25 protein-coding genes are annotated in these 15,500 nt (G+C 68.1%); 19 read left to right on the forward strand and 6 right to left on the reverse strand.

The genetic code is table 11. From position 1 onward, the window contains the following. Positions 1-98 precede the first annotated feature (98 nt). The 3 genes from ASD35_RS15705 to ASD35_RS15715 form a co-directional block, all read right to left on the reverse strand. A complete protein-coding gene (locus ASD35_RS15705; RefSeq protein WP_056875903.1) occupies positions 99-2,582 on the reverse strand; it encodes a DUF5906 domain-containing protein in 2,484 nt (827 codons plus the stop codon). A 316-nt stretch (positions 2,583-2,898) separates the two neighbouring features. After that, entirely contained in the window at positions 2,899-3,363 is a 465-nt protein-coding gene (locus ASD35_RS15710) for a phage regulatory CII family protein (RefSeq protein ID WP_056875904.1), read from the reverse strand. After that, on the reverse strand, positions 3,364-3,711 hold the full coding sequence (locus ASD35_RS15715) for a YdaS family helix-turn-helix protein (RefSeq protein ID WP_056875905.1): 348 nt from the start codon (positions 3,709-3,711) through the stop codon (positions 3,364-3,366). 99 nt (positions 3,712-3,810) lie between these two features. Here ASD35_RS15715 and ASD35_RS15720 point away from each other — a divergent pair, with 99 nt between their 5' ends. The 18 genes from ASD35_RS15720 (at position 3,811) to ASD35_RS15810 (ending at position 13,051) form a co-directional block, all read left to right on the forward strand. Continuing rightward, the gene (locus tag ASD35_RS15720) at positions 3,811-4,374 is read left to right on the forward strand and encodes a helix-turn-helix transcriptional regulator (RefSeq protein WP_056875906.1); all 564 of its coding nucleotides are present in this window, start codon (positions 3,811-3,813) and stop codon (positions 4,372-4,374) included. A 470-nt stretch (positions 4,375-4,844) separates the two neighbouring features. Next, positions 4,845-5,354, forward strand: a complete 510-nt coding sequence (locus ASD35_RS15730) for a hypothetical protein (RefSeq protein ID WP_056875908.1) — start codon at positions 4,845-4,847, stop codon at positions 5,352-5,354. 121 nt (positions 5,355-5,475) lie between these two features. Beyond that, entirely contained in the window at positions 5,476-5,796 is a 321-nt protein-coding gene (locus ASD35_RS15735; RefSeq protein WP_056875909.1) for a hypothetical protein, read from the forward strand. Further along, positions 5,793-6,275, forward strand: coding sequence for a hypothetical protein (locus ASD35_RS15740; protein WP_056875910.1), 483 nt, complete (start codon positions 5,793-5,795; stop codon positions 6,273-6,275). Before ASD35_RS15735 ends, ASD35_RS15740 begins: the two co-directional genes overlap by 4 nt. Beyond that, positions 6,272-6,505 carry a hypothetical protein gene (locus ASD35_RS15745; RefSeq protein ID WP_056875911.1) on the forward strand — a complete coding sequence of 78 codons (234 nt, stop codon included), beginning with the start codon at positions 6,272-6,274 and terminating at the stop codon, positions 6,503-6,505. The genes ASD35_RS15740 and ASD35_RS15745 overlap by 4 nt, the downstream gene beginning before the upstream one ends. Then, positions 6,502-6,843 carry a hypothetical protein gene (locus tag ASD35_RS15750; protein WP_056875912.1) on the forward strand — a complete coding sequence of 114 codons (342 nt, stop codon included), beginning with the start codon at positions 6,502-6,504 and terminating at the stop codon, positions 6,841-6,843. The genes ASD35_RS15745 and ASD35_RS15750 overlap by 4 nt, the downstream gene beginning before the upstream one ends. Before the next feature lie 27 nt (positions 6,844-6,870). After that, positions 6,871-7,203, forward strand: coding sequence for a hypothetical protein (locus tag ASD35_RS15755; RefSeq protein ID WP_056875913.1), 333 nt, complete (start codon positions 6,871-6,873; stop codon positions 7,201-7,203). Positions 7,204-7,241: 38 nt separating this feature from the next. Next, positions 7,242-8,105, forward strand: coding sequence for a DUF2303 family protein (locus tag ASD35_RS15760; protein WP_056875914.1), 864 nt, complete (start codon positions 7,242-7,244; stop codon positions 8,103-8,105). 22 nt (positions 8,106-8,127) lie between these two features. Beyond that, positions 8,128-8,793 carry a hypothetical protein gene (locus ASD35_RS15765; RefSeq protein ID WP_056875915.1) on the forward strand — a complete coding sequence of 222 codons (666 nt, stop codon included), beginning with the start codon at positions 8,128-8,130 and terminating at the stop codon, positions 8,791-8,793. Then, positions 8,793-9,191 carry an ASCH domain-containing protein gene (locus ASD35_RS15770; protein WP_056875916.1) on the forward strand — a complete coding sequence of 133 codons (399 nt, stop codon included), beginning with the start codon at positions 8,793-8,795 and terminating at the stop codon, positions 9,189-9,191. The genes ASD35_RS15765 and ASD35_RS15770 overlap by 1 nt, the downstream gene beginning before the upstream one ends. Beyond that, positions 9,191-9,637, forward strand: coding sequence for a hypothetical protein (locus tag ASD35_RS15775; protein ID WP_056875917.1), 447 nt, complete (start codon positions 9,191-9,193; stop codon positions 9,635-9,637). The genes ASD35_RS15770 and ASD35_RS15775 overlap by 1 nt, the downstream gene beginning before the upstream one ends. Further along, positions 9,634-9,864, forward strand: a complete 231-nt coding sequence (locus ASD35_RS15780) for a hypothetical protein (RefSeq protein ID WP_056875918.1) — start codon at positions 9,634-9,636, stop codon at positions 9,862-9,864. Before ASD35_RS15775 ends, ASD35_RS15780 begins: the two co-directional genes overlap by 4 nt. Further along, the gene (locus ASD35_RS15785) at positions 9,861-10,115 is read left to right on the forward strand and encodes an AlpA family transcriptional regulator (RefSeq protein ID WP_235538366.1); all 255 of its coding nucleotides are present in this window, start codon (positions 9,861-9,863) and stop codon (positions 10,113-10,115) included. The genes ASD35_RS15780 and ASD35_RS15785 overlap by 4 nt, the downstream gene beginning before the upstream one ends. A gap of 27 nt (positions 10,116-10,142) precedes the next feature. Further along, positions 10,143-10,946 (forward strand): DNA methyltransferase, encoded by an 804-nt coding sequence (locus tag ASD35_RS15790; protein WP_056875919.1) that lies wholly within the window; start codon positions 10,143-10,145, stop codon positions 10,944-10,946. A 13-nt stretch (positions 10,947-10,959) separates the two neighbouring features. Further along, a complete protein-coding gene (locus tag ASD35_RS15795; RefSeq protein WP_056875920.1) occupies positions 10,960-11,496 on the forward strand; it encodes a class I SAM-dependent methyltransferase in 537 nt (178 codons plus the stop codon). Further along, entirely contained in the window at positions 11,493-12,302 is an 810-nt protein-coding gene (locus ASD35_RS15800; protein ID WP_056875921.1) for a hypothetical protein, read from the forward strand. Before ASD35_RS15795 ends, ASD35_RS15800 begins: the two co-directional genes overlap by 4 nt. Further along, complete coding sequence (locus ASD35_RS15805) at positions 12,299-12,595, forward strand: helix-turn-helix domain-containing protein (RefSeq protein ID WP_056875922.1); 297 nt, start codon at positions 12,299-12,301, stop codon at positions 12,593-12,595. Before ASD35_RS15800 ends, ASD35_RS15805 begins: the two co-directional genes overlap by 4 nt. Positions 12,596-12,850: 255 nt before the next feature. Then, positions 12,851-13,051: a hypothetical protein gene (locus tag ASD35_RS15810; RefSeq protein ID WP_056875923.1), complete on the forward strand. Its 201-nt coding sequence runs from the start codon at positions 12,851-12,853 to the stop codon at positions 13,049-13,051. Positions 13,052-13,079: 28 nt separating this feature from the next. Here ASD35_RS15810 and ASD35_RS15815 read toward each other — a convergent pair whose 3' ends face one another. Both ASD35_RS15815 and ASD35_RS15820 read right to left on the reverse strand, forming a co-directional pair. Then, positions 13,080-13,298 carry a hypothetical protein gene (locus tag ASD35_RS15815; RefSeq protein WP_056875924.1) on the reverse strand — a complete coding sequence of 73 codons (219 nt, stop codon included), beginning with the start codon at positions 13,296-13,298 and terminating at the stop codon, positions 13,080-13,082. 2 nt (positions 13,299-13,300) lie between these two features. Next, on the reverse strand, positions 13,301-13,480 hold the full coding sequence (locus ASD35_RS15820; RefSeq protein WP_056875925.1) for a hypothetical protein: 180 nt from the start codon (positions 13,478-13,480) through the stop codon (positions 13,301-13,303). 364 nt (positions 13,481-13,844) lie between these two features. Between ASD35_RS15820 and ASD35_RS15825 the strand changes: the two genes are divergently transcribed. Further along, positions 13,845-14,084, forward strand: a complete 240-nt coding sequence (locus ASD35_RS15825; protein WP_056875926.1) for a hypothetical protein — start codon at positions 13,845-13,847, stop codon at positions 14,082-14,084. Here the strand turns inward: ASD35_RS15825 and ASD35_RS15830 are convergent. Then, on the reverse strand, positions 14,059-15,384 hold the full coding sequence (locus ASD35_RS15830) for an integrase arm-type DNA-binding domain-containing protein (protein ID WP_235538367.1): 1,326 nt from the start codon (positions 15,382-15,384) through the stop codon (positions 14,059-14,061). The genes ASD35_RS15825 and ASD35_RS15830 overlap by 26 nt on opposite strands. Positions 15,385-15,500: the final 116 nt, after the last annotated feature.

A 15,500-nucleotide genomic window follows, 5' to 3' on the forward strand; every position in this document is an offset into this window, starting at 1 on the left:
ACCCATCACAAACCCTGAAAAATCAAGGACTTGCGCTGTGATGGGTACCCTGCACAGGTGGGCCAAAGCCCTGCACAGACGGGGCAAAACGGGGGTTTTCAGGAGCGCCATGAGCCCCCCTTGGCGTATTCCGCGGCGGCGTCGGCGAACTTGACGCACCAGTCGCCGAGCCAGATGGCGTCTGCAACGGTGTCGGGCCGGGCGCTTTCGCCGCGCTGGAGCGCCTGCGGCGAGGGGATGACGAGGCTGGCCTGCTTGGCGATGGGGATGCCGTCAGGGCGGATGCGGTAGCGGTCTTTCTCCCAGCCGTTGAGGCGGCCGACGAGGTTGAGGAACTGGTTGCTGGCGCGGGGGAACTTCTCGCCGTTGAACTTGCACCAGGAGAGGTAGGCGCCGTAGAGGTCGAGCGCGACGCAGGGGCACAGCGGCAGGGGCAGCTCGCGCTGGGTCCACTCGTCGACGAAGCGCAGCTCGCTCGTCTTGCTGACCTGGATGAGCTCGGCCTTGGCGTGGGTGTTGGGCGGGCGCTTCTTGGGGTGGAAGTCGGCCAGGTCGAGGGTGAGGAGGTAGTGGTACAGCGCGGCCACGCCGCCGGCGTCGATCTCAGCGTTGACGGCGTCGTAGTAGGCGGGCTCGCGCTGCGGGGGCGTCCAGACGACGAGGTGGCGGCGGTCGTCGTTGTCGAGGGGCAGCGGCATGCCCTCGTTGGACAGGAAGATGAGGTTGATCTGGTTGCGCTGGCGGTAGGCGGCGACCTGCTTGGTGTTGATGCGCACCCAGTCGCCGGTGACGAGCTCTTTCAGCTCGTTCTTGATGTGCCACATCTCCTGGCGGGTGACGACTTCCTCGGCCAGCAGGAAGAGCTTGGAGTCGGTCCAGTCGCTGTTGAACTTGTCTTCGAGGCCGCGCTGGTTGAGCACGGTGGCGTAGTCGCCAAAGATCCGCGCATAGGTCTGGAAGAAGGTGCTTTTGCCCGTGCCCTGGGGGCCGTGCATGATGAGCGCGCTGGCGAGCTTGGCGCCGGGGTGCTGCAGGGGGTAGGCCAGCCAGCGGAGGAGCCACCAATAGACCTCGTCGCCGTTGTCTTCGCCGCAGAGGTAGCGCAGCAGCGCGAGGAGCTTGTCGCACTTGCCGGCGATGGGCTGGAGGGGCCAGCCTTGCCAGGTGTTGAGCTTGACGTTGCTGTCGCCGCCGGAGGGGTCGAAGCCGACCTGGTCGAGGTAGTAGGCGCCGCGGCTGATCCAGCCGGGGTGGGCTTTGACGTCGTCCCAGCGGACGCCCTTGGCGAGCAGGCGCACGGCCTGGCCGATGCGGGCGATCTTGTTCGTCCAGGTGTCGAAGAGAAACTCGCCGGTGCCGTCGTCCAGGGGGATGAAGCGGTCGACGAGGTCGTCGAGCGACATGACGGCGACGGCCTGGCGGCGGCCTGCAGGGGCGCTCTCCCCCTCCCCCTGCGGTGCGGGCGGCGGCGCCGCCCGGGCGGGGGTGGCAACGCGCCACCCTTGTGCCTCGAGGGCGGCGCTGACTTGCGCGGACACCAAGGTGAGGCCGCCCGCGGGGTGGACGTGCAGGTCGTTGAAGTCGGTGTCGCCCTTCTTGTCGGCGGGGCGTTGCGCTGGGAACTCGGGGCGGACCCAGGCGCCGCCGACGGCCATGGCGGCAGCGCTGGCGCAGCTGACGCCGGCGTTGTCGCCCTTGTGCTCGGCGCCGCAATGGGCGCAGCCAGGGCCGGCTTCGACGGGCGTGAGATGACCACAGGCGCGGCACTTCTGCAGCCAGTCGTCATCGGCGCACACCATGATGCGCACGCCCTTGTGCTGGGCGGCCAGGGCCTTGGCGACGGGGAGCAGGTTGCCGGCGTCGAAGGCGATGGCGACGGGCAGGCCGGTGGCCTCGTGAAGTGACGCGCCGGTGGCGAAGCCCTCGCACAGCAGCACGACGCTGCCGCGGCCGACCAGGCCGATGAGATGGAAGTGGCCTTGCTTGGCGAGGCCCTGCGGCCAGTAGTCTTTGTCGCGGCCCTTCTTGGCCTTGACGGCGGGGTCGCTGTAGATGACCTGCAACCCCCAGACTCTGGCGCGGGCGTCGGCCAGCGGGATGACGAGGTTGCCCTGCCCCGTGATGCGCGCGCCGTAGAGCTGGCCAGGCGGCAGGCCCTTGCGGGTGAGGTAGGCGTTGGCGCCGGCCTCCCGGCTGCACTTGGCCCAGCCACTGGCGGCGCGGGCGGCAGCGCGCTCGTGCTGGATGGCCAGCTCCGCGGCGGCTGCCTTGCGGTCGGCGGCCATGCGCGCCTTCAGCGCCTCGGCCTGGGCGACGGTGAGGCGCTCGCGGCCGAGCTTGGGCAGCTCGATCTTGGTGGCGCCGTTGTCCGCCCCCTGCCAGATGCCGTAGCTGCCGACGAGCAGGGAGTCGCCCGAGTCGAGCGGCATCTCGTACAGGCGATACCAGCCGCGGCGCTCTTTGTCGTGGCCCTCGACCCGGCAGCGCACCGGCTTGACGGTGCCCACCTCGAGCGAGCCCTTGAGGATCAGGCCAGCCGCGAGCAGTTGGCCCTCGGCGTCCGAGTAGTTCAGCAGGCCCATGTTGCCTATCCCGCCGCGCCGCAGCCTAGCGGACCGGGTCGGTTCAAATCACCCGACACCAGACCGGCCAGGAGGGACCCACCAACTTGGTGCGCGAGTTGCAACCATGCAACGCAACGACGACCGAGGGCGGCGCCCTGCCCTGGCGTGGGGTGCGGGGCTTGGGGGGGAAGGTGGCGGCTAGACCGATTCGTCAGGGGGCCGCCGGCTGGCCCTGTATGCAATCCCGTGAGTCCAGCGTCCGGGCGAGGCCTACTGAGGGAGGCGGATGGCTGGCGGGCCCGATCGGTCATCGGGTGTTGAGGTTGTTGGCGGCTCAAGCGGACCTCGCCTTGAGGCGCGCGTTGAGTGCGGAGAGCTGCTGCATCAAGGCTTGACCCTTCACGATGAGCTCGCTCCATTCACGGGTGACCTGGGCCAGGTCGTTGTCGCTGACGACACCGTCGCTCAGCGCCATCGCCGTCGACGACACCACGTCGCTGAACTCCTTGGCCGTCTCCGACAGCGTGCGCATGCACTGGTCATCGGCCATGTCGAAGCCCTCGGGCATCGGCAGCGCCGGGAAGTGCCTCGTCATCGCGCAGTGCTCGTACAGGATGCGGTAGTCGTTGGCCAGGATCTCCATCTCCACCGCGTCTTCGAGGCCGAGCTTGGACTTCGGCAGGTTCGGGTTCAGCTCGTCGGCGAGGTTGGTCTTGCCGCCCATGTCACGCCCCAGGCCAGCGGCGCCGCCGGGGTAGTGCTTCGCGATGGCGCGCGCCGCGATCAACAGGGGGCTCATTCAGAGGTTCTCCGAGGCGGTCTGATTGGCGGCACGGATGTCCGGTGGCGTGCCTGAGACTGCGGGCATGGACTCGTCAGCAGCCCCCTTCCCTTCCGCAGCCGGAACGCGCAATGCGCCCCAGCGCACGTCCGGTCGAAGCAGCTCGCAAGGCACCACCTCGCCAAGCGCACGCGTCTGCGCTTCAATCTCTGGGCAGTACTCCGCCGGGACGCGGTACTTCAGCCAGGACTGGACCGTTTGATGGCTCGCGTTCTTCACTTTGAGCAGGCGCGCGGCCTTCGACGGCCCGCCAAGCAGCCGTATCGCTCGCCGGGCAGCCTCGTTCGGTGTTTGCGGGGTCGTCATACCGCCGACTATACGAAAGATTTTCCTTCATCGAAAGAAAATCCTTGTTTGTCGCATCGAGGTGCGCAAGACAAACTTGCAAAAAGAGCACCCCAACCCATGACGATTCACACCAGAATTCGCGCGCTCCGTGAAGCCAAGGGCTGGTCCAGGCGGCAACTCGGCGATGAAATTCAACGCCTGGAAGGCAACAACAAGGCCATCAGCAGCCCGACCATCCGCGGCTGGGAGGAAGGGGAGTACGCGCCCAAGCGAACACGCCTTCCCTACGTCGCGCAAGCGCTCGGCACGACCGTCGAATCGCTGCTGGCCGACGAGAACTACGACGGATTCAGGCTGTCGCTCGCAGACACCGCCAAGGAGGAAAGTGCCGAGTACACGGCGTCACCGTCATGGCCCTTTAAGCGGATCGCCCCAAGCGAAATCGCGGAAATGTCGGCCGAGGCCCTCGAACAGCTTGAGCGCGTGATGGCTGCCTACCTGGATCTCAAACTGCCGGTCGTTCATTGGCGCCCGGTCGCGCTGCGCGTGGCCTCCGAGCTTGATCAGCATCGAGGCAACGACGAGTTCACGACCTTCGTGCGCGCTGTCGACCTGGAGCTGGAGCGTGACCTTGCGAAGCTCAAGACGCTGAAGCCGGCCCCCATCAAAGCACGCACATGAGATCCGTCGAAGTTAACGATGCGCTGGAGTGCGAGTTCATCATCGGCGCGGACCGGTTGACCCCTGAGGAGTCTCAAGCCCGCATCTGCCGCCAGTGCAAACGCCAGACGTGGGCGCACACCGATGCATGCATGTGGTGCGGACACGACGCGACGACTCGCCTGTTTCGGTGGGTGCTTCTCGGCCTCGGCTTGATCGGGGTAATTTTCACTTTGATCATAGGGATGAGGTAGTTAGAGTCGGTCGCTCCCATTGGGGGTAAAGACCTTGACGAACGAAAACGACGCCGCAAACCGCTTCATCGCGCAATTGCAGGCGAACACGGGCAATGCGTCGCCCGACCCAACAGACGCGCCGCCCCAGCAGATCGTCATCAACCGCCCGGTTCGTTGCGTTTTCTACCTGAGCGCGGCACCTGCCCAGCCAGTACGCCCACCCCGCCCTCGCCGCCAGCGGCAAGGGCCTCAAACATGACTACCGGTCGCCTGGTCGCACTGGCCCTGGTATGGACGATTGCTGGCTGCGCACGGCAACAGGTCTATCCCTCGTTCATGCAGCCCACCGAGCGCGACGAAGCAGCCTATGGGACGTACACAACGAAGGGCACGGCAACGCTCGCCGGCCAAGCGTTTCTTGTTCAACGGGGCGGTGGCGTTGTGAAGGCCGCGGGGCGGACCGTCACCCTCGATCCAGCGACGACCATTGGACATGACTGGTATCGCAAGGCTGGGAGGATCTTCGCATTCCGCCACCTGATGCCCGGTTCACCCGCCTTCCGACAAGCACGCCGCTCAGTGACCGCAGACGGCGATGGCCGATTCAAGTTCGTTGATCTACCCGCCGGCGAGTACTACGTCAGGTCTGAAGTGACGTGGGAGATTGGGAACTACAACCCGACCCAGGGCGGCGTTGTCGCAACCCTGGTCAAAGTCCGCGAAGGCGCAGCGCAGGAGGTTGTGCTTAGCGAGCTCGCCCGCTAGAGCGCCATAGCAACGCGTCGCAGCCCGCTCCGAGCGGGCTTTTTCTTTCATTCAAAGAAAGTTTTTCTTGTCTTAAAGGATTTTCTTTCATACAGTTGCCTCCACCCCACCCGGAGGCCCAATGCCAGCACCGCTCACCTCGGCCCACGCCCAGCACCTCGCCGACTACGTCCTTGAACGTCTCGCCGAGGGCCTGGCTGGCAATGACGGCCTGACGGGCGAGACGCTCGCGACAGCGCGTGCCGAGGATCTCGCCATCGCCCTGCAGCGCGTCATCGGCGCGGTCGCGGGCGAAGCCGCCGAGCTGCGCCTCATCGCCCTGCTCGACCAGCCCTCCAGCGGCAGCTACTGCTTCGGCCCCAGCGCCCTCTCCATCGCCGAAGCCCGGATGTGCTTCGCCGCCGACGCCGCCGCAGCACAGGCCACGCGGAGCGCCGCATGAGCGCCGCCCGCCCCTACATCCCCGACGGGTACGACCACCAAGGCCGCATCGCCGGCCAACACTCGCCCGCTGAAGCCTGCACCGAGCTGGGCGCCGACACCGCGCCCGCCCGCCCCGGCCTGCTGCGCCGCATCGTCCTGCGCCTGCGCATCGCCGGCCTCCACTGGGCCATCGAATGCGTGGCCGGCGAGCGCGAGCACTCCCGCGAGCTCCGCTGGGTCGGCCCCATCTACCTGCGCGAGAGCTACGCCCAGCAGCGGCGCCTCATGTCACGCGCCGCGCGCCTGCAGGCCCAGCTCGGCCCGGCCCGCCCAGCACCGGCCCCACGCCGCCAGCGCCTCACCCTGGCCACCGCCCTCATCGCCATCGGCGGCGCCGTCGGCCTGGTGCTGGCCGCTTGCGGCGGTGGCGGCACCGACGAGCAGCCCGCGCCCCGCCCACAGATCGACTGCCCCAAGACGCCGGAGCAGTGCAAGTGACTGCCCTGCTCCACCCCCGCGAGCCCGCCCTCGCCGCCTATAGCGCCTGCCGGCTGTGCGTGCACAGCGCCGAAGCTGGGCTTGAACTCGCCTGCCGGCACCCCGACGCCGCCGAGCCCCTCGCCGGCCCGCAGCCCGTCGCCATCCTTCGCGCCCCGGGCGGCGCCTGCGGCCCCAACGCCAACCGCATGGAGCCGCGCTACCTCCAACCCCAAGCGAGGCCGCTGTGACCGTCATCACCACCGAACACCTGCAGCGCGCGTTCGACCTCGCCCGCCGCCCCGACTGGCCAACAGACCTCACGCTGGCTGAGCTGATGGTCTACGCCCGCCGCGCGGCCCTCGTGCAGGGCCTGGCGCTTCGCCTGTCCAAGGGCCAGAGCACCACCCTGCCGCACGCCCCCTCATCTCTGGCTGACTGCCCGCCCGAGCCCGTGCGCCTGCGCGCCAGCGACTACCCCACCAGTGCCCGCACTAACGGGCTGACCGAGCGCCGCCGCCGCGACGACCGCACCCCCGCTCTCGACCTCAAGCGCCTCGCATCCGGCGAGCGCGCCGACGACCTTTGACCCCCCCCCTCACCACCAAGGAGACCCATGAGCGTCCGCCCCATCACCGACACCCTGCGCCTGCTCGACGGCGGCGCCTTCATGGACCGCTGCAGCGACGAGCTCGCCGCCCTGGTCAAGGCCGTGGAGGGCACTGGCAAGTCCGGCAAGCTGTCCATCACCCTGGCCCTCAAGACGGTCGGCAACGGCGCCGTGCAGATCACGCCCACCGTCGCTGCCGCCGTGCCCGAGCCCAAGCCCGACACCACCCTGCTGTGGGCCACCGTCGAGGGCAACCTCGTCGTCGACAACCCCGCCCAGCAAAAGCTTGACCTGCGCCAGGTCGACACCAGGCCCGCCGAGCTGCGCACCGCCAGCTGATCGCCCGCGCCACCTTCCCCACCACGCTGAAAGCCCCCATGTCCGACTACGACACCGACGGCGAGAACATCGCCCAGACCCTCGCCCGCGAGCTGCCGCGGCCCAGCATCGTCAGCGCCATCACCGTCGGCAATCCTGCTGACAACGACACGCTGCTGCAGATCGCCATCCCCAAAGGCTTCGACCTCAAGGAAGTCGACCTCGAGCGCCTGCTGCCCAACCCGCGCCGCACCAAGGCCGCCGCCACGCTGAACGACCCCGACAGCTTCCTCGCCTACGTCGCCCGCCACGCCACCGCGCGCACCGTCTGCTGGGCCAAGTTCAACCCGCAGACCTTCACGCTCGCTTTCACCGCCGTCATCGACGAACACGACAAGGCCGCCGCAGGCTGGCGCGCCCACACCGCCAGCTACACGCCCGACGCCAGCGCCGAGTGGAAGGTCTGGAGCGCCGCGAACAAGCAGCCCCACGGCCAGGTCGAGTTCGCCGAGTTCATCGAGCGCCACGAGCCCGACATCGCCGCCATGGACGGCTACCCCACCAGCCTGCAGATGCTCGCCATGGCCACCGAGTTCGAGGCCAACAGCGACAAGCGCATCAAGAGCGTGGCCCGCCTTCAGGGTGGCGGCGTGCGTCTGGAATACGTCGACGACGACAACGACGCCACGCTCACCCAGATGAAGCTCTTTGAGCGCTTTCAGATCGGCATTCCGGTGTTCTGGGCCGGCCCCGGCTACCGCATCGACGCGCGCCTCAAGTACCGCCACGGCAGCGGCAAGGTCAGCTTCTGGTACGAGCTCATCCGTCCCGACCGCGTGCACGAAGCCGCCGCCAAAGAGTTGATCGAGAAAGTCCGCGCCGGCCTGGGCAGCGTGCCGCTGCTGATGGGCAACTGCGCCTAAGCCCGAGCGCGAGCAGCCCACCATGCGCCTATCCGACCTCACCCCAGCTCGCCGCGCCGAGCTGCTCGCGCGTTACCCGACCGAGCCCAACGCCGGCCTGCGCGCCGAGTTCGATCTCACCCAGAACCAGCTCAGCCTCGTCGCCCGACAAGGCAACGTCAAAAAGACCAAGGCCACGGTCAGCAAGATCAACAGCCAGCCGCGCAACATCGACTCCATCGGCAAGCGCATCTACAACGCCATCGGCGCGGCCGGCCAGGCCGGCCTGGCTGCGCAAGGCGTCCTGACCGCCCTACCCGGCACCACCGCCGAACGCGTGCAGGCCACCCTCTACAACCTCACCACGCGCGGCAGTCTTTTCCGTGCCGGCGAGCGCGGCCGCGGTCGCTGGTTCACGCGCAAGGAGTGGGCCAGTGATCACGAGGTGCGCCTGCTCGCCGAGTCGGCCGCCCGCGCCCGCGCCAGCTGCACGCGCGGCGTGTCCATCAAGCACCACACCGCGCCCGCCCACCTGCCCGGCGACGCCATCGTGCCGCCCGGCGTGCGCGCCATCGAATGCCCCACCGTGCCCGGCCCCGCCGAGCGCCTCGCCGCGTGTGAACCGGGACTGTTCTCGAACCTGCGCCCCGGCAAGTACATCGACGACCAGCCGCGTGGCTGGGTCAACGCCATCACGGAGCGCCGCTGATGCGCACCCTCAGCATCCGCCAGCCCTGGGCCTGGCTCATCGCCCAAGGCCACAAGACCATCGAAAACCGCGACTGGTCGACCGGCTACCGCGGCGAGTTCCTCATCCACGCTGGCGCCGGCATCGTGCAGCGCGACTACCGCGAGATCGCCGCCCACCTCGACGCCGAGCTGGGCATCCTCGTCCCGCCGTTCACCGACCTGGACCGCGTGCCCCGCGGCGGCATCGTCGGCGTGGCCACCCTCACCGGCATCGTCACCGAGAGCGATGACCCCTTCTTCCAAGGCCCCTTCGGCTGGAAGCTGGCCAACGCCACGCCGCTGCACTTCATCGCCGCCAAGGGCCAGCTCGGCTGGTTCGACCACCCGCGTCCGGCCGCGCTGAAAGAGGCCGCCTGATGCCCCGCCAGCGCCTCACCCGCGACCAGCTGCTCGCCCGGGCCCAACGCACCTTCCCCGTGCGCATGACCAAGCGCGATCTCGTCCACGTCGGCATCGCCCACATCGACACGCTCAACGACATCGCCACCGGCCGCGGGACCTTCGCCAGCCTGCGCGACTGGGCCAGCAACGTCCTGACGTGGTACCGCGCAGCGCAGCTCATGAGCATAGGCATCGACGAGATGGCCGAGCAGCGCGAGTGCTGCGCCCGCCTCGTCGAGCGCTTCGAGCGAACCGGCCGCGTCGCCTTCGACGGCCCTGACTATCAACTCGCCAAGCATGGCGTCGACGTCATGGACGAACTCGCCCGCCGGGTGCCCCGCGCCATCGCGCTCGAAGCCGTCGCCTGGTCCACCGCCGCGCTCATCGAGCTGTACGGGCCGGCCTACACCCAGTCCGCATGAACACCGTCACCCTCATCGACGGCAGCCAGGCAGACAGCGCCAGCGAAGCCTGGCGCCACGAGTGCGAAGCCCGCCACATCGCCAACCTGCCCTCGCGCGAACAGCGCCAGGACTACGTCGCCGCCGTCGCCAAGCGCCGCGGCGAAACCGCCGGCCAGGCGCTCGAGCAACTGGCCACCAGGATCTACACCGCCAAGCGCCAAGCCATCAGGGCCGCAAGAGCATGAGCAAAGCCAACTCCACCATCATTCAAGCGCCGCCGCTCATGGTCGACCGCCACCACGCCGCAGCCGCGCTCGGCGTGAGCGACGGCACCGTCGAGTCGCTGGTGCGCTCGGGCGACCTGCCGCCACCGCGGCGGATCAGCCCCGGCCGCACAGGCTGGCTGTGGCGCGAGCTGCAGGAGTTCGCCGAGACGCGCCCGGTCAGCAATGCCCTGCCCGGCCCGGGGCGCAGGGCCGCCGCCTCAGCGCCCTGAAACCCATCCCCGAGAAGGATCCATTCAATGAGCTTTGAGGTCGTCACCATTGGCAACGCCACGCTGTATCGCGGGGACTGCCGGCTGATCCTGCCCACCCTGGAACGGCCTGCCGCCATCGTCACAGACCCGCCCTACGGCCAGAAGCTGAACACCAATGTCACCGGCAAGTCGGTGACCGGCCGCGCGCCCGGCGCTGGCCGGCCCTACCTGATCCACGACAAGCGCCGCACCGCCAAGGGCCTGCACTCGACCGGCCTCGCCCGACAGTTCCCGCAGGGCATCAAGGGCGACGATGAGCCTTTCGACCCCGCGCTGATCCTCGCGGCTGCGGATCGAGTGCTGCTGTGGGGTGCGCACAAGTTCGGTGACCGTCTGCCGCGTGGCCGCTGGCTCGGCTGGGACAAGGTGCCCACCGGAAAGGTCCGCGACCAGGGCGACGGTGAACTGGCATGGTGCAACGTGAAGCCCGATGCGGTCATGCGGATCTTCCGCCTGCTGTGGGATGGCGTCTGCGTCGGCCCCGAGGCGCGCCACGAAGTCACGGCCGGCGTTCAGCGCGTCCACCCAACACAGAAGCCGGTCGCGCTGATGGCGTGGTGCCTGCAGTTCGTCGAGGCGCCGGACGGCAGCGTCATCTGTGACCCGTACATGGGCGCCGGCAGCACGGGCATCGCCGCGCTCGCCGCCGGCTATGACTTCGTCGGCATCGAGCTGGAAGACCAGTATTTCGATGACGCATGCCTCCGCATCGAGCAAGCGCAGCAACAGACCCAGCTTTTCGAGCTCGCCCCACAACAGCAGCCGGAACAGGCCGGCCTCGCGATCTGAACCAGGAGCCCCAATGACCACCCCCGAAATCCCAGCGTTCCAGCCTGCACCGGGTGCCGTCGTGCTGGACCCGTGCTGCGGCAGCCGCATGATGTGGTTCGACCGCCAGAACCCCGCCGCGGTGTTCGGCGACCGCCGCAGCGAGACCATCACCGTCACCGACCGCAGCCACGGCAACGCCAGCGGCACGCGCACCATCGAGATCGCGCCCGACACGCTGCTGGACTTCCGCGCGCTGCCGTACCCGGATGGCTCCTTCAAGTTGGTGGCGTTCGACCCGCCCCACCTGGTGCGCGCCGGCCCGAAGTCCTGGCTGGCGGCCAAATACGGGAAGCTCGGCGAGGACTGGCGTGACGACCTGCGCCGAGGCCTCGCGGAGTGTCTGCGCGTGCTGGAGCCGCACGGCGTGCTGGTCTTCAAGTGGAACGAGACGCAGGTGAAGCTCAGCGAGGTGCTGGCGCTGACGCCGCTGCGGCCACTGTTCGGCAACACGTCCGGCAAGAAGGCCGGCACCCACTGGCTTGTCTTCATGAAGGGAGCCGCAGCATGACCGAGAAATTCCAAGCCCCTGAGGGTGCACTGCGCCAGGTGCTGCGCGACGCGCTGGACAAGCTGCGACATGCTGGCGGAGCGCTGGCCACCAGTGCATTCAATCTGAAGCAGCACCCCGGCCGGGCGCTGACGGCGAACGACTGCGACGTGCTGGACACTTATCAGCGCGCCTGGGATGCCGCGAACACAGGCCTGCGCGCCGCCCTTGCCGCCCAGCCCCAGCCATCCCCAGCAGAGGGGGATGAAGTGCGCGACGCAGCGCAGGCCCTCATCGACCATCTGTGGAAGACTCAGCTGGCTGGAATCCCGTTCCATCTGGTCGCCGACCTGAAGCAGGCGCTGGACGCCCAGCCCCAGCCCAAGGGGATGCTGCCGGCGGCAAAAGAGTGGACGGCCAGGCAAGGTGAGGTCTGGTCGGATGAGCGCATGGCCGGATGGGATGCCTGCGTCTCCGCCCAAGCCCCCGCGCCTGAACACGCTGCTTCGCTGGAGCAGGCGCTGGCGTCTGCGATGCACGCGCTCGTGCTTCGGGGGGACAACGGCACGTCGCCCGTCTACCAGCACTGCGCAAAGGTTCTGGAGGGCTACCGCTCTCAAGCCCCCGCAGTAGGGGCTGAGCTGCTTGATTGCGAAATCGCACCGCGCCCGCTGGATCACCCACTGCGTGACTACCACATGGCCCCAGGCGGCGGACCACTGCATGCGCAATGGGAGGACAAGCCTCACCGGCTCATCTACGACCTTATCGCCGCCGTCCGGTTCTACGCAGGCTCCCAGCCCCCGGTACAGGGGAGCCTGCCGTGAGCCGCCCCCGCGCACTGCCAACGGTCATTGAGGCCGTCGAATTCCGCAGGGACGCCTACGGCCTGGACTGCCGCCAATGGGCCGCCGTGCTGGGCATGGCGCCTAGCCATTACAGCGAGTTCGTCAACGGCAAACGACCGCTTCCCAAGCGAGCGATGACCAACGCCTTCGCCTATGGCGTGCCGGCCGAGGCGCTGTTTCAGACCCATCCCACCAAGGGGGCGTCAGACATTGACCGACGACTGGCGCAGATCGGCAAGCGCTTGAAAACCATCCCCTCACAGGGCACCTGACCATGACCATGAAATGCCCGAAATGCGGATCGCGGTCCTTCGATCTGCTGGAGACCTTCACCGTGGTCGAAACACGCCGAGTGCGAGATGGCGTTGTCAGCACCGAGTCGTGCCACGACGTTGGAGTGCTGCTGGGGACCGAGTGTGACTGCGATAGCTGCGGCCATCACTGGGTGCCGCGACGCGCGAGCCTGGACACGCTGGACCGGTCGCATAGCGGCGACTGGTGATCTCCCACCCCTGAAGAACATCGACATGAACAAGACCACCATTCAGCAGCCCGTCGCCGACGCCGAGGCTCAGCGCATCGCCGCCCTGCGGCGGACGGCACACGCCGCTGCTGACGCCGCCGAGAAGGCTTGGTATGAGCTGGCCGGCCAGCTGGATGTCGGCCCGGACCGCACGCGCGCATTTGAGGTCTACGAGAACCTGCGCCACGCCCGCCGCGTCGGCTGATCCCGTACTTGAGAACTGACGATGCCCCTCAACCCACCTCGCGCAGTCTCCCGGCCAGCGAATCCAGCAGCCCGGCCCGCTCTTGCGTCAGGCGCAGCAGATCGGTGTACGCGCCCTGCGGCACGTCCTGCGTGCCAGCAGCCCAGCGACGCACGGTGCGGTCAGACACGCCAAGGTCGTTCGCAAGGTCTGTTTGCCAGCGAGGCCCGTAAAGGGCCTCGCCAGCCTCAACAAGGAGGCGGCTCATGTTCAGAGGCCCAGGCGGGCGAGAGTGGTGGTGTCGTTGGTCCAGCCGTACAGATACCAGCCGAGGCCGTTGCTGTTTGGCATGACGCCCCAGGCGTGGATTTCGCCGGCCTTGGTGATGCGGTACTTGCGGGCGCCGAACTCGTTGCGGAGAGCTGCGCGGATGGTGCTGATGGTGGTCATGGTCTCGGCCTTTCTGCCAATTTGCGCAGTGCCTGATTGCCCTGCGCATGTCCGTAATTTAGGACAAGGCACGCATCCTGTCAACAAGTCTTTTTGCGCTAGCGCGCTGAAATTTCCGATACCCGAAAGCTATGCAGCGCATAGTTGCGAAAGATTTCAGCCGCTGTAGAGTGCCGGCACGCGACACAAAGGCCGGGTGATCCGGTCAAAACATCAAGCTGCGCCCCCTGGATGGGCGCAGCCGTCCCCATGAAGCTCATTTGGTTGCTTGCCCTGCCGCTTTTCCCGCTGATCGTCCTCATGGACAAGGGCCTGAGCCCCGCGGTGGTTGGCGCTCCAGTGACGTGGGGCCGGTCGGCGCGTGATGCTTGGCGCGAATGGCGCCGACTCGCAGGACTCTAGGAAAGCTGCACATGACCACCCCACATCCGCGCTGGGGCCGCCCGGCTGGCGCTTCGAGCGCGTGGACGACCGCCACATCCGCGTCACCGACCCGGCCGCTCCCTATGCCGTCGTGCTGGACTTGAGCGATCAGGCTCCCGCCATGCGGGTGTTCTGGCGGCTGGCCAGCGCCTTTGTCACCGCCCCGCCGACATCGGTTTGACCTGGGCAGCGCAAGACTCATAGTGCGCCGCAAGCTTCGTGAGCCAGTGCCGCCGCTCGGCGTCGTAAGTATGCAGGTTGTACGTGCCCACGATGCCCGGCAGCAGGTGCCCCAGGATCGCTTCGGCGACCTCCCCAGGGCACCCCAGGGCCGCCAGCATCGTGCGGCCGGTGCGCCTCAGGTCATGCGGCGCCCAGTCGTCCAGCTCAAAGCGCGGCCGCTCCCATTCCGGGTGAGCGCCGGCCGCCGGGCGGTGCGCCCACACTGCCACCCCCACCGCCTTCTGCTCGATGTGACCGCTTCGCCCGCGTGACGGAAACATCCAGGTACCGGCCGTGGCATCCAGCCGCCGGCGCACGATGCCCTCGGCCCGACCGATCAGCGGCACACGCAGGTCCGTCGTCATCGGGTTGCGCCGCATCTTGAGCTTCTGGCGCGGGATGGTCCACCACAGGCCGTCCGCCTCATCGGCAAGCTCGCCGCGCTCCATGGCGACGATCTCGGCGCCGCGGCAGCAGGTCCACAGGTACAGCGTGAGGATGTCCTCCATGTCCCGCGTGAAGTTCGGCAACCAGCGCAGCAACTGGCCGGCCTCGATGTTGCTCAGCGACCGCTTGCCGGCGCCAACCGACTTGCCACCCACCTTCTTGCCCTTGCTGGGCAGCTTGCCGCGCAGCACCAGGCGCCACCAGTTGGGCACGTCCGGCGCCAACTCGCCGGCGTCGAGCGCCCGGTCCCACGCCGCGCCGAGGTGCTGGCGCAGCATCGCCGCCACCACGGGGGCGTCCGCCTTGTCCTCGATGGTGCTGAAGGCGTCGCTGCGGTTGATCGACGAGGCCGGCCGCGCCTCGATGGGCGCGATGTCCCGGTCCAGCAGCCGCTTAGCTTCGGCGTAGGTTTTGGGGGCGACGCGGCGCTGCAGCCAGCCCAGGTAGTCGTCGCACACGCGGCGCACCGTCAGCACCTCGGCCGCCGCCTTGGCCCGCGCCTCTGCCCGCTTGGTCTTCTTTTCAACGGCCGGGTCGCTGCCGGCGTCACGCTTCGTCTTCAGCGGCTGCCATGCGGCCAGCGCACTCGGCAGGCCCATGGCCGGCCAGCTGCCCAGCTTCACCTGGCGCATCGCGCCGTTGACGGGGCTTTTGTATCGGTAGGTCCAGCTGCGCTTCGACTCCGTCGCCACAAGTCTGAGGCCGGGCGCGTCCGGCACAATCAGATGCTCGCCGGGCTGCATCGCCTTGGCAGCACGGGCCGAAAAGTCAGTCATGAGAGAAAACCTACGCCGAGTCAGAAACTGCGCCAAATCCTACGCCAAAACCCTTAGCGGGCCTTGGCGCAGCTTGGCGAGCTTTGGCGGCTCATCATGGGGCGCCGATAGGTGAGCGGCCCCGATGCTGGGGCTCATACCCCAATGATGAG

The sequence above is a fragment of the Pelomonas sp. Root1444 genome (assembly GCF_001426885.1).
Lineage (GTDB): Bacteria > Pseudomonadota > Gammaproteobacteria > Burkholderiales > Burkholderiaceae_C > Pelomonas.

What these genes read in the sequence shown, in the direction of transcription:
- ASD35_RS15795 (WP_056875920.1), top strand. Translation starts at nt 10,960, where the DNA reads ATGACCACCCCCGAAATCCCAGCGTTCCAGCCTGCACCGGGTGCCGTC.
- ASD35_RS15775 (WP_056875917.1), top strand. Translation starts at nt 9,191, where the DNA reads ATGCCCCGCCAGCGCCTCACCCGCGACCAGCTGCTCGCCCGGGCCCAA.
- ASD35_RS15720 (WP_056875906.1), top strand. Translation starts at nt 3,811, where the DNA reads ATGACGATTCACACCAGAATTCGCGCGCTCCGTGAAGCCAAGGGCTGG.
- ASD35_RS15760 (WP_056875914.1), top strand. Translation starts at nt 7,242, where the DNA reads ATGTCCGACTACGACACCGACGGCGAGAACATCGCCCAGACCCTCGCC.
- ASD35_RS15715 (WP_056875905.1), bottom strand. Translation starts at nt 3,711, where the DNA reads ATGACGACCCCGCAAACACCGAACGAGGCTGCCCGGCGAGCGATACGG.
- ASD35_RS15780 (WP_056875918.1), top strand. Translation starts at nt 9,634, where the DNA reads ATGAACACCGTCACCCTCATCGACGGCAGCCAGGCAGACAGCGCCAGC.
- ASD35_RS15810 (WP_056875923.1), top strand. Translation starts at nt 12,851, where the DNA reads ATGAACAAGACCACCATTCAGCAGCCCGTCGCCGACGCCGAGGCTCAG.
- ASD35_RS15820 (WP_056875925.1), bottom strand. Translation starts at nt 13,480, where the DNA reads ATGACCACCATCAGCACCATCCGCGCAGCTCTCCGCAACGAGTTCGGC.
- ASD35_RS15815 (WP_056875924.1), bottom strand. Translation starts at nt 13,298, where the DNA reads ATGAGCCGCCTCCTTGTTGAGGCTGGCGAGGCCCTTTACGGGCCTCGC.
- ASD35_RS15740 (WP_056875910.1), top strand. Translation starts at nt 5,793, where the DNA reads ATGAGCGCCGCCCGCCCCTACATCCCCGACGGGTACGACCACCAAGGC.
- ASD35_RS15790 (WP_056875919.1), top strand. Translation starts at nt 10,143, where the DNA reads ATGAGCTTTGAGGTCGTCACCATTGGCAACGCCACGCTGTATCGCGGG.
- ASD35_RS15730 (WP_056875908.1), top strand. Translation starts at nt 4,845, where the DNA reads ATGACTACCGGTCGCCTGGTCGCACTGGCCCTGGTATGGACGATTGCT.
- ASD35_RS15705 (WP_056875903.1), bottom strand. Translation starts at nt 2,582, where the DNA reads ATGGGCCTGCTGAACTACTCGGACGCCGAGGGCCAACTGCTCGCGGCT.
- ASD35_RS15735 (WP_056875909.1), top strand. Translation starts at nt 5,476, where the DNA reads ATGCCAGCACCGCTCACCTCGGCCCACGCCCAGCACCTCGCCGACTAC.
- ASD35_RS15800 (WP_056875921.1), top strand. Translation starts at nt 11,493, where the DNA reads ATGACCGAGAAATTCCAAGCCCCTGAGGGTGCACTGCGCCAGGTGCTG.
- ASD35_RS15785 (WP_235538366.1), top strand. Translation starts at nt 9,861, where the DNA reads ATGAGCAAAGCCAACTCCACCATCATTCAAGCGCCGCCGCTCATGGTC.
- ASD35_RS15755 (WP_056875913.1), top strand. Translation starts at nt 6,871, where the DNA reads ATGAGCGTCCGCCCCATCACCGACACCCTGCGCCTGCTCGACGGCGGC.
- ASD35_RS15770 (WP_056875916.1), top strand. Translation starts at nt 8,793, where the DNA reads ATGCGCACCCTCAGCATCCGCCAGCCCTGGGCCTGGCTCATCGCCCAA.
- ASD35_RS15825 (WP_056875926.1), top strand. Translation starts at nt 13,845, where the DNA reads ATGCTTGGCGCGAATGGCGCCGACTCGCAGGACTCTAGGAAAGCTGCA.
- ASD35_RS15765 (WP_056875915.1), top strand. Translation starts at nt 8,128, where the DNA reads ATGCGCCTATCCGACCTCACCCCAGCTCGCCGCGCCGAGCTGCTCGCG.
- ASD35_RS15710 (WP_056875904.1), bottom strand. Translation starts at nt 3,363, where the DNA reads ATGAGCCCCCTGTTGATCGCGGCGCGCGCCATCGCGAAGCACTACCCC.